The following is a 10748-nucleotide window of genomic DNA, read 5'->3' as shown; positions in this document are numbered from 1 at the left end:
GTGTCGAACCGACCGGCGGCACGCGTGCTGCTGTGTGGCTCAGGCCCTCCGCCCGGCTATCCGGCGTAGGTCTCGAACTCGGCGACCTGCGGTGCGCCGGACGCGCTCGTGATCTCGAAGGTGACCTTGTTCAGGGAGGTCTGCGGGAAGGTGATGACCCCGGCTCCGCTGCCGGAGGTCAGGACGGCGCCGGTGTCGGCGTTGAGGACACGCCAGGAGCCGATCCGGCCCGCCGCGGCGGACGACTCACGGATGTTGATCCTGGACACCGTGGTGGCGGAACCCCACTTGATCGAGATGGAACCGGTGGCGCCCGACGGGGACCAGTAGGTGTTCAGGTCACCGTCCCTGACATTGCCGTAGCTGGTGCCGCTCGCCTTGCTCGAACCGTCGGAGCCGGCCCCGATGCTGAGGTTGGTCCCGCTGGGCTGGCTCGGCGACGCGGAGGAGGTCGGGGTGGGGGTGGGCGAGGCGCTCGCGGTGGGGCTCGAAGTCGGCGACTGCGGCGAGCAGTTGCCGTCCGACACCTGAAGTCCCGTACCGGCGCCCGCCGTCCGGCTCACCACGTCCGGCACGCACGCGGCGGAATCCAGCGTGTACGAGTACGGGATGCCGACCGTGGTGTTGGACTGCGGGTCGGGGCCCGCGGGGTAGTTCTCGTCCCCGGTCGCGGACCAGGTCACGTTGTCGAAGACGTTCCCGCTGACCTGCCAGGAGCCGAGCTCGTCGGTGTAGAAGGTGCCGAGGACGTCCTTGGAGTCCTCGAAGTAGTTGTTGTCCACCTTGGCCTTGGCGCCGGCCCGGGAGTTGATGCCCGACTCGTTCAGGCTCACGTAGTGGTTGTTGTAGATGTGGGCCGTGCCGCCGCGCAGCAGGGGCGTACGGGAGTCGATGTTCTCGTACAAGTTGTGGTGGAAGGTGACGTAGCCGTTGGTGAGGTCGCTCTCGCTGGAGCCGATGAGCCCGCCGCGCCCCGAGTCGCGCAGGACGCTGTACGACAGCGTGACGTACTGCGTGTTGTCCTTCATGTCGAAGAGGCCGTCGTAGCCCTCGTCCTCGCCGCCCGAGGCCAGCAGGGTGGTGTGGTCGACCCAGACATTGCGGACGTCGCTCTCCATGCCGATCGCGTCGCCGCCGTTGGAGGTGGGCGAACCCGACTTCTTCACGTTCTTGACGGTGACGTTCTGGATGATGATGTTGCTGGACTCCCGTATGTGGATGCCCAGTTGGTCGAAGACTGCGCCGCCGCCGACCCCGACGATCGTGACGTTGCTGATCTGCTTGAGCTCGATCTTGTCGGCTGCCGTGTTGCAGCTGTCGCCGGACACCTTGGTGGTGTTGCCGTGGTTGATGGTGCCCTCGACCTCGATGGTGATCGGCGTGCTGCTGCTTGCCCGGCCGCACAGCGCCGCGTGGATCTCGGTCCCGGTGGTGGCCCGTACCGTCTGACCGCCCGCCCCGCCGGTGGTGCCGCCGTTCTGGGTCGCGTACCCGGTGGCGCTGCCGGTCGCCGCCGACGCGTCGTCGGGCATGGACAGGGCCACCCCGATCGCTGCGGCGGTGGCCAGCGCGGCCGAGGCCGCGGAGAGTCGCTGCACGGCTGAACGTCTCATGCTCTTCACTCCATCGTCGTCGAGTGCCGAGTTGCTGTGAGCTGCTCGTTGCGCGGCGCGACGGCGTCCCGTCCCCGGGAAGCGCTTGCGCCGGACCGGCAGCGGCTCGTGCGGGAGCAATCGAAAAGCGGCAGAAAGCGCTTTCCCAGGGCGTGAGAATAGAGTGGCCGCCGAGTAACTGACAAGATGTCGGCAGCGGCAGCGGCAGCGGCAGCGGCAGCGGCAGCGGCATGCGGGCCGTGCGGGCCGTGCGGCCCCGTGGTCAGCCGGTGACCGGCTGAAGGGCCGTCAGGAAGTCGCCGATGGCGGTCGCGACGGCGCCGGGAGCCTCCAGGGGCAGCAGATGGCCGGCCCCGGGAATCGTCGTCAGGGTCGCGTGCGGGATGTGCGGCAGCAGATGCTCGCGCAGCACCTGCGGCGGCTCCACCACGTCGTGCTCCGCGGCCAGCACCGTCACCGGTACCTCGATGTCCCGGGCGGCGCGGGTGATGTCCCGCGCGATCCCGTGCAGGGGCCACTCGCGGCGGGCCTCGGCACCGGCGGCCAGACTGTCGCGGACCGCCGTGCCCCGTACCCCCTCGGGCAGCGGCGTCGCGGTCAGCACCTGGCCGAGCGCGTACGCCACCGACTCGGGCGAGTCGTAGGCGTGCGACAAACCCTGCCGGTACTCCTCGGTCACCATGGCCGGCGGCAGCGGCGGCGCGGGCGCCACGAGCACCAGCCCGGCCAGCCCGGCCGGGCGGCGCGCCGCGACGAGCTGGCTCGCCTTGCCACCCATCGAATGACCGACGAGGACGTACGGCCCCGGGACGGCCGTCTCGGCCACGCGGGCGAGATCGTCGGCGAGCTGGTCCAGGTGATACGGGCCGGGCAGCGCCCGCGAGGTGCCCCAGCCGCGCTGGTCGAAGCGGACCGTCTGCTGCCCGGGCGGCAGCTGGTCGATCACCCCGCTCCAGGTGTCGGCGGAGCCGCCCCAGTAGTGGACGAACACCAGCGCCGGTCCGGCGTCACCCGTCATCGGCGCGGCGGGGGAGCCGCCTGCCGGCTGTGCGGCGAGGGGTCCGGCCGTCACCTGTGCGGCCATGGATCCGCCCGTCGTCCGTACGGTGAGGGATCCGCCCGCCACGGGGACCGTCCTTGTCGTTTCCGTCATCGTCGTGCCTTTCCTGTGGGCCGCTCCGGGGCGGCTCCCGGCCTCCCGTGGCGGCTTCCTGTCGGTAGCCTGACCTGTGTGTCGGGCTCGGCATCGACGTTAAGCGAGCGAGCGTCGGACCTCCGGCGGAAAGGAACACGGTGCTTGTGGAAAACGGACATGATGCGGTGCGGCAACTGCGCTACCTGCCCGCCGTCGGAGCGGCGTACGGGGTGGAGGTCCTCGACTTCGCCGCGCTGCGCGCGATGGACGTGCAGCGCCGCCGCACGCGGCCCCAGCGCCCCGACTTCCATGTGTTCGCCCTGATCGGCTCCGGCGACGGTGCGCACGAGGCGGACTTCCGCGACTACCGGCTGCGGGCGGGCTGCGTCGTCTGGATCCGGCCGGGCATGGTGCACCGCTGGACCGACGTCGATGCCTGCGACGGCCCGCTGATCCTGTTCCGGCCCGGGTTCCTCCCCGGCTTCACCGCGGCGGAGGCCGCCGCACCGGCCTGCTGGGACCTCGACCCGCAGCGGCTGTCCCTCGCCCTGCCGGCGGCCGACCACCTCGGCCGCGAGCACGGCGCGGCGGTGAGCAACCCGCGCCTGGCCTCGCCCGCCCTGCTCTCCCACCTGCTGGCGGCGCTGATCCTGCGCGCTCTCCCCGACACCCCGGTCCCGGCCGGGGCGGGGGAGGCCGACGGCCGGGGCGCCGAGGTGTTCCGCGCCTATCGAGCGGCCGTCGAAGCGCACTTCACCGACTGGCACCGAGTGGCCGACTACGCGCGGGCGCTGGGCTACGACGTGCGCACCCTCACCAGGGCGACGCGCGCCGCCACCGGTACCGGGGCCAAGACCTTCCTCGACCAGCGCATCCTGCTGGAGGCCAAGCGGCTGCTCGCCCACACCGGCCTGCCGGTCGGCGGCTGCGCCCGGCGCCTCGGCTTCAAGGACACCGGCAACTTCACCACCTTCTTCCGGCGCCAGGCAGGCCTGGCGCCTGCCGCCTGGCGCGCCGCGTACTGACGCCGCCGGCCGGTGACCGGCCGTTCACCACCACGGTCGATGCCCGGCTGTCGACGACCGGCCGCCCGCGCGGCTCCGGCCGCCGGTCGGGGCACCCGCTCGCGGATATATACTTTCCATATGCACCTATCTCCCTCCGGCGGTGCGCCCACCGATGACGCGCCCTCCGACGAGCAGCGCGTCGAGACCGCGGCGCACGGTCTGCTGCGGGACCTGGCGGTCCTCACGCGGGCGCTGTTCCGGGCCGGGGAGTACGGGCTGACCCGCAGCGAGGTGTCCGTGCTGGACGCGCTGGACGGTGCGCCGCTGCGCGTCACCGAACTCGCCGCCCGTACCGGGATGGTCCAGCCCCGGGTGACCGTGGTCCTCCAGAAGCTGGCGGACCGGGAACTCGTCACCCGCCGGCGCTGCACCACCGACCGCCGCGCGGTGGAGACCACCCTGACGCCCGCGGGACGGCACCTGCTCGAACAGGGACGGCAGCGGATGGCCGCCGCCCTGCTGGAGGGACTGCGCACCACCACCACCGTCGATGACTGCGAGCACGCCGTGAGCGCCGCCCGCCGGTCCATCGGGACACTCGCCCACGCCATGCAGCCGCCGGAGGCCACTTGACCAGCCCGGAAACCGCCCAGCAGACCTCGAACCGGAGCGCGGGCACGACCCCCGCCCACGCCGCACGGAAGGAACTGGCGCCCCGGCGGGTCGCCGGCCCGTACCGGTGGTGGGACTGGGTGCTGGTCAGCGACCCGGGGCTCGGGCAGTTGCAGGCCGGCTGGCGGACCCTCGTGGCCATGGTCACCTCCCTCGCCGTCGGCTACGGCATGGCCCGTTCCCTGGCCGTACCGCCGATGATCGGCATGATGGTCGGCGGGATGATGGGGCTGATGAGCGCCTTCGCGGTCGCCGGGAACACCTGGACCCAGCTCGCCCGGGGCATCCTGTGGATGCCCTTCCCGTTCGCGGCGGTGCTCTGGCCGGCCGCGGCCCTGCACGGCGACCGCGCCCTGGAGATAGGTCTCAACGGCGCCGCGCTCGCCGTCACCTTCCTGCTGGCCAGGTTCGGGCCGCTGGCCCTGCTCACCGGCATGATGATGTTCAACGGCCTGCTGGTCGGCACCATCGCGGGCATCCCCTCCGCCCTGGTGGGCAAGGCGTTCGCGGTGGCCCTGGTGGCCGCCGCCGCGGTGCTACTCACCCGGCTGCTGCTGTGCTTCCCGATGCCGCGCGAGGATCTGCTGCGCACCCAGCGGGCGTTCGTGGTGGAGGCGCGCCGCCTGGCCGACACCGCCGTCGACGCGCTCGACCCCGACGCCGACCCGCGCCGCGTCGAGCGCCGTATGAGCCGCTCGCTGCGCCGCCTCAACATCGTGACCGTCACGATCGACGGACGCCTCGCCCAGCCCGAGGCCGCCACCGAGCCCACCACGGCCGAGATGCTGCACCGCCACCTCTTCGACGCCGAACTCGCCCTGCGCGGCATCGGCCAGGCGGTGCAGGCGCTCGCCGCGCAGTCACCTCCCGAGAAGCTGCGGGAGTCGCTGGCGGTGGGCCTGCTGCTGGCCCGCGACACCCCGCCGGCCCGGGCGGGCGGACTGCGGCCCGCGATTCAGCTGATCCACGAACAGGCCGACGCCGTCCTGCGCGACCCGGAGGCCGACCCGCGCGACGCCGAGTGCGCCGCCCTCGCCCGCCGCGTCGCCGAACTGCTCGAATCCCTCGCTGACTCGCTGGTGAGCTGGCTGGCCCTGGGGCAGGAGACGCCGAAGAGCCCGACCACGGTGCCGTTCCAGCCCGCCGTCGCGCTGGAGAACAACCGGATCCCCGCCTCGGCCGCGCCGATGCGGCGCGCGCTGACCGCCCGTACCCGCAGCGGCTGGCAGCGCGCCGTCCCCTTCGTCCGCGCCCCGCTGCACGCGGCGGTGGCCGCCGCGATCGTCTGCCCCATCGCCGACGCCATCGACCCGCGCCGCTTCTACTGGGGCCTGGTCGGCGTGATGATCACGCTGTTCGGCACCAACACCACGCACGAACGGCTGCGCAAGTTCGGCCACCGCATGGTCGGTACGGCGGCCGGCGCGGTGCTCGGCGTGCTCCTGCTGCACCTGATCGGCCACCAGCACGTCTACTGGACGCTCACCGTCATCGTCCTCGGCCTGTCCTTCGGCTCCTGGGGCATGCAGCGGGCCTACGGACTGTGGGTGGCGGGTCTCGTCGTCGCCCTGGTCCAGCTCTACGCGCTGACCACGCCGGACAGCGGCATGAACCACCTGCTCGGCGAGCGCCTCATCGACAACGGCATCGGCATCCTGGTCGCCACGGCCTGCGCCGCGCTGATCTTCCCCCTGTCCACCCGGGCGGTCGTCCGCGAGGCCGAGCACGGCTACGTGGAAGCGGTGCAGATCCTCCTCACCCAGGTCGCGGCGCGCTGGGCGGAGCCGGACAGCCCGGTCCGGCTGCGCGGCGCGGCACGCGCGATCGACGTCGCCCTGATCCAGGTCGCGGAGGTGTCCCGGCCGCTGGTGCGGATGCCGCTCGGGGTACGCGGACGCGGCCCGCACCACCGGATGGCGCTGCTCACCACGGCCGCCGGGCACGCGCGGGCGCTGGCCGCCGCGGCGGACGTCGACATCGACCTCCCGCCCGCGCTGGGCGAGCGGATCCGGTTCATCACCACCACCTTCACCGACTCGCTGCGCGCGCTCGACCACCATCTCGTCAACGGCACCGCGCAGGGCCAGTGGCGATCCGTCAGCCCGCTCGTCCGCGAACTCCGTACCGGGCTGCGGCCCGCCGCGCCCGGACCGCGCGCCCGGCGCCTGCAAACTGCGCTGCGCGAGCTGGAGGCCCTCGACCAGACGCTCACCGCGTTCGCCGAACAGTCGGGCCTGCCGGTGGCGTCCGGCACCGGTGCCGCTTCACAACAGCTTCAGCCGCAGCCCGCATCCGAGGTGCCTTCGGCCGCTCCCACCACGGCCACGGCCACGGCTGCGGCCCCTGCCACGGCCTCCGTGACCAGTACGCCCGCCGACCCGGCCCCGGTGACCGGCACGGTTCCCGTGACCGGCACGGTGACCTGCGCCGAGCATCCCGGTGGCTGTCCCGCCCGGATCACCGTGATCAACGCACGCGGTCAGCGCGTCGCCCAGGCGTACACCGACGGCGGCCGCTACCGGCTGGGCCTGCGCCCCGGCCACCACACCCTGGTGGTGTCGGCGGCCGGCCATCCGCCGCACGCCCAGTCCGTGTCGGTGCGGCCGGGACAGCCCTTGGGCCTCGACCTCGGCCTTCAGCAACGCGGCGGCTGAATCCGTCGCTGCCCTGTCGCCGGGGGAGACGCTGATACATACTGTGCCTGTTTGTTTCACGCGTTCCCTACAGTTCCCTACCGGTGGGAGGCAGGCCGATGGACCTCGATGAGGCGCGGAGCCGTTTCGCGATCCTGCGCGGCAAGGAGTCCGCGGTGTCGCCCGAGGAACTCGACGCCGTCTGGGCCGCGTTGCCGACGGTCCGCGTCGAGGACATCCTCGGCGAGTGGCGGGGCAGCGACTTCGACACCGGGCATCCCCTCAACAAGCGGCTGGTGGCGTCGGGCTGGTACGGCAAGACGTTCGTCTCGGCCCACGACGCCAAGCCGCTGATCATGCGCGGGAAGGACGGCCGCCTGTACTCCGACACCGAACTCGGCAAGGGCGAGGCCAGCCTGTGGATGGTCGAGTTCCGGGGTGAGTCGACGGCCACCATGGTCTACGACGGCCAGCCGGTCTTCGACCACTTCAAGGCCGTCGACGACCGCACCCTGATGGGCATCATGAACGGCAAGGGCTTCGCCGAGAACGGCCCCTTCTACTACTTCGTCCTCGAACGCGCCTGAGCGGGACCGGGCGGGTGGCCGACCTGCACCCGACCTGCACCCGTCCGGTCCCGCGGGGCTCGCGAACGTTTCCCGGGGCCGCGGCGTCGGAGGAGGGGCAGACGGTCTGCCGCGTCGCCGTTCTTCCGGGGGGACCACATGAGCAGGAGAGCCGGCTCGGCGCGCACCACGAGTGCGCCGGCCATGGTGGTGGTGATGGCGGTGGCGGTGTCCCTGCTGACCGCCGGCTGCGGCAGCCGCCCGGAGACCGGTGGCTCGGACGATCAGGACCTGGCCTCGGCCTCGGCGCACCGGTCCCGGCAGGTCGCCGCCGCCTGGGACGGGTCGGCCGCGGCCGCCGAGTGGCGGTCCGGCTACCACCCGATGGCGGAGGTGGTCCAGCCACCGCACGGCGGTCTGCGCGGCCGGGCCGACAGGCGGGCCTACCGGGAGCGCAACTTCGTCCTGCGGGGTGAGCTGCCCGCCACCTGGCCGAAGACGGGCCGGGTCACCTGGTCCGGAAGCCCACCGCTCACCCGACCGCTGACGGCACCGGCCGAGTCGTACGAGACCCTGGCCGGTGCCCGCGTCGGGGACGCACCGCACCTCACCGTGACCGGGGTGGAGCCGGGGACGATGAGCCTGGTCACCAGCCGTGGCCCGGCGACGGTGCCCGCCTGGCTCCTCACCCTGGACGGCTACGACTCTCCCCTCAGGCTGGCCGCCGCCTTACCGTCAGAACTCCCCGCGTCGCCGATCCGGCCGGACCGAGACCTCCCCGGCCAGCCGCTGAGGCGCCTCACCGGTATCGCCGCGGACGGGCGCTCGGTCACCGTCGTCGCGCTGCACGGCGTCTGCGACGACGGCCCCGCCGTGGACGTACTGGAGACAGCGGGCAGCGCGGTGCTGTCGGCCTTGGTCAAGTCCCGTGAGGACGGCGGTACTTGCACCAAGCAGGGGAAGCTGGAGGAGGTCACCGTGAAGCTGGCGCGTCCTCTGGGCGACCGCGTCCTCCTCGACGCGCACACCGGCCGGCCGATCGCCTACCGGTAGTCCTCCAGGGAGCGCTGGAACGTGAGGCCGGGGCGGCCGGAGAGCCGGGTCTCGCCGGTGACACGGAACCCCGTACGGGTCAGCACGGTCCGGGACGCCTGGTTGTCGAGGGTGGTGGCGGCGCGCAGCGTGGTCAGGCCGTACCGGTCGGCGGCGAGGGCGCACATCTGCCGCACCGCCGAGGTGGCCAGCCCCCGGCCCGCCGCCCGTTCCGCGATCCGGTACCCGAGCGAGGCGGCGCCGTCCGCCGCGTCCACCAGGTTGACCCGCCCCAGCACCGCGCCCGCGGTGTCGACGAGCACGTGGAAGTAGCAGATTCCGGCCTCCTGTTCGGCCAGGAGCGCACGGATCCGCTCGTCGAACGCGGCGAAGTAGTCGTCGCCGCGATCGGGAACGGACGCCGCGAAGTAGGCCCGGTTCTCCCGCTCGAAGGCGAGGAGGGCGGGTATGTGGTCCGGCCGGAGCAACTGCGGCGCGTACACGGAAGACACGGAAGTCACGGCGGGTGTTCAGTCCTCCCAGTCCAGTTGGGGCTCCGGTACGCCGACCGAGCGGGCGTACGCCTCGACTTCGCCGCGCGCCGCGGTGTCCCCGCGCGCGTAGCGGAAGACCCGGCCGGCGAAGACGACGAACGCCTCGGCCGGGGTGCCGAAGTTGGCGTACCAGCCGCCGTGCGGCAGCAGGCAGCCCGCCAGCGCGTCGGCCAGCCGTGCCGCCTCGCGTTCAGGTGCCTGGAAGTCCAGCAGGGTCCACTGTCCGGGCTGTTCGGCGCCGGGGCTGTCGACGGCGATTCTCCGCACCTTCGTGACCTGGAGCGGGACGCTGTCCAGCATGCTGCCGACGCGCAGGCTCTCACCGATCAGGACACCGTTGAGCACAGGAGCTGCCACCTCGCCGCCATCGCCGGTACGGGACACCGTGACCCTACGCCGACCGCCCTGCGTACGGCCGCGACTTGTTCAGACAGAGGATTCTCGTCCGGATCCGCTCCGGGTCCCCGCCGGTGCCGGACGTCCGCAGCCGAAGGCCGCCTCCACGAAGCACTGCTGGTACGCCGCCCGCGAGCCCTGCCGCAGGGCGCGCTCCAGCGCGTCCGGGGACGGCGCGGCGCGCCGGGACCAGCCGTCGCGCAGGAGCGAGACGGCGAACCCGGCGAGGAAGGCGTCGCCGCAGCCCATCGTGTCGGACATGGTGCCGGGGGCGGCGGGGCGGGCCGGTGCGGTGGCGGTGGTGCGGCCGTCGTGGGCGATCGCTCCGTCGAGGCCGCGCGTGGCCAGCGCGATGCCCGCGCCCCGCCGCACGGTCTCGGCGAGCAGCGCACGCGTGGCGCCCTCGTCCAGGTGCGAGCAGGACAGCAGTGCCAGGTCCACGTGCGGGCAGACGCGGTCGAGGTAGGCGGGCGCGCGGTACTCGTCCTCGTCGGAGAAGTCGAAGCTGATCAGCGGTTCGGCCGCGGCGAGCCGGGGGAGTTCGGCCTCGGTGTGCGAGTAGACGCTGGAGCGGACGAGGGCGAAGGACGCCGCGTAGGCGAGCAGGGCGGGGTCGAGGGCGAGCGGTGCGCCGACGGCGTCGCCGCCGGGGTCGTAGCCGAGGAACTCCCGGTCGCCGTCCCGTACATGGAGGGTGGAGACGGAGGTCGCGCCGGGGCGTACGACGCTGTGGTCCACGGTGACGCCCTGCGCCGCCACCGCCGTGCGCAGATACGTGCCGAGGTCGTCGTCGCCGAACACCCCGAGGTGGGCGGCGTCCAGGCCGAGCCGGCGGGCGTAGACGGCGACGTTGACGCAGTTGCCGCCGGGGTAGTCGGTGCCGCGGTCCACGAAGCGGTCGATGGTGCTGTCGCCGAAGCCGAGCACGTTGAGCGCATCAGGGGTGCTCGGGGAGGTCGGGGTGGTCTGGGCGGTCATCAGGGCTCCCGGGTGCGGGCGCCGCGCGGGGGACGCGGCGCCCGACATGGGCGCGCCCGGGGCGGGGGCCCCGGTGGCGGGGGCCGCGCCCGCCCCCCCACGCCTCGGTCGTGGAGAGGCCGACGCCCTCCAGCTTCTCCCAGATCGCCGGCACGTCCTCGA

The 10748-nt window shown here is 73.1% G+C and carries 11 protein-coding genes; 5 read left to right on the top strand and 6 right to left on the bottom strand.

Going from position 1 to position 10748, the window contains the following annotated elements; all coding sequences use genetic code 11:
- Positions 1-56: 56 nt before the first annotated feature.
- Positions 57-1613 (bottom strand): pectate lyase, encoded by a 1557-nt coding sequence (locus ACFV6E_RS42425; RefSeq protein WP_385469098.1) that lies wholly within the window; start codon positions 1611-1613, stop codon positions 57-59.
- A 262-nt stretch (positions 1614-1875) separates the two neighbouring features.
- Positions 1876-2631, bottom strand: a complete 756-nt coding sequence (locus ACFV6E_RS42420; protein ID WP_385469101.1) for an alpha/beta fold hydrolase — start codon at positions 2629-2631, stop codon at positions 1876-1878.
- A gap of 281 nt (positions 2632-2912) precedes the next feature.
- On the opposite strand from ACFV6E_RS42420, the gene ACFV6E_RS42415 reads away from it, so the two are divergent.
- The 5 genes from ACFV6E_RS42415 to ACFV6E_RS42395 all read left to right on the top strand — a co-directional run bounded on the left by ACFV6E_RS42415 (position 2913) and on the right by ACFV6E_RS42395 (position 8679).
- Positions 2913-3773, top strand: a complete 861-nt coding sequence (locus tag ACFV6E_RS42415) for an AraC family transcriptional regulator (RefSeq protein ID WP_385469095.1) — start codon at positions 2913-2915, stop codon at positions 3771-3773.
- A 120-nt stretch (positions 3774-3893) separates the two neighbouring features.
- Positions 3894-4388: a MarR family winged helix-turn-helix transcriptional regulator gene (locus ACFV6E_RS42410; protein ID WP_385469093.1), complete on the top strand. Its 495-nt coding sequence runs from the start codon at positions 3894-3896 to the stop codon at positions 4386-4388.
- A complete protein-coding gene (locus tag ACFV6E_RS42405; protein ID WP_385469090.1) occupies positions 4385-7081 on the top strand; it encodes an FUSC family protein in 2697 nt (898 codons plus the stop codon). Before ACFV6E_RS42410 ends, ACFV6E_RS42405 begins: the two co-directional genes overlap by 4 nt.
- 98 nt (positions 7082-7179) lie before the next feature.
- Entirely contained in the window at positions 7180-7647 is a 468-nt protein-coding gene (locus ACFV6E_RS42400; protein ID WP_385167920.1) for a DUF4334 domain-containing protein, read from the top strand.
- A gap of 138 nt (positions 7648-7785) precedes the next feature.
- A complete protein-coding gene (locus ACFV6E_RS42395; protein ID WP_385469087.1) occupies positions 7786-8679 on the top strand; it encodes a hypothetical protein in 894 nt (297 codons plus the stop codon).
- Here the strand turns inward: ACFV6E_RS42395 and ACFV6E_RS42390 are convergent.
- The 4 genes from ACFV6E_RS42390 to ACFV6E_RS42375 form a co-directional block, all read right to left on the bottom strand.
- A complete protein-coding gene (locus ACFV6E_RS42390) occupies positions 8670-9179 on the bottom strand; it encodes a GNAT family N-acetyltransferase (RefSeq protein ID WP_385167924.1) in 510 nt (169 codons plus the stop codon). The genes ACFV6E_RS42395 and ACFV6E_RS42390 overlap by 10 nt on opposite strands.
- 9 nt (positions 9180-9188) lie before the next feature.
- The gene (locus ACFV6E_RS42385; RefSeq protein ID WP_385167926.1) at positions 9189-9557 is read right to left on the bottom strand and encodes a hypothetical protein; all 369 of its coding nucleotides are present in this window, start codon (positions 9555-9557) and stop codon (positions 9189-9191) included.
- Positions 9558-9638: 81 nt separating this feature from the next.
- Positions 9639-10586, bottom strand: coding sequence for a PfkB family carbohydrate kinase (locus ACFV6E_RS42380; protein WP_385469084.1), 948 nt, complete (start codon positions 10584-10586; stop codon positions 9639-9641).
- The coding region (locus ACFV6E_RS42375) for a hypothetical protein (protein ID WP_385469104.1) at positions 10546-10748 on the bottom strand (203 nt) is incomplete at its 5' end. The genes ACFV6E_RS42380 and ACFV6E_RS42375, both read right to left, overlap by 41 nt.

This window comes from Streptomyces sp. NPDC059785 (assembly GCF_042732375.1).
Taxonomy (GTDB): Bacteria; Actinomycetota; Actinomycetes; order Streptomycetales; family Streptomycetaceae; genus Streptomyces.
The sequence above is the reverse complement of the archived record's forward strand: the minus strand, read 5'-3'. Positions and strand labels throughout refer to the sequence as shown.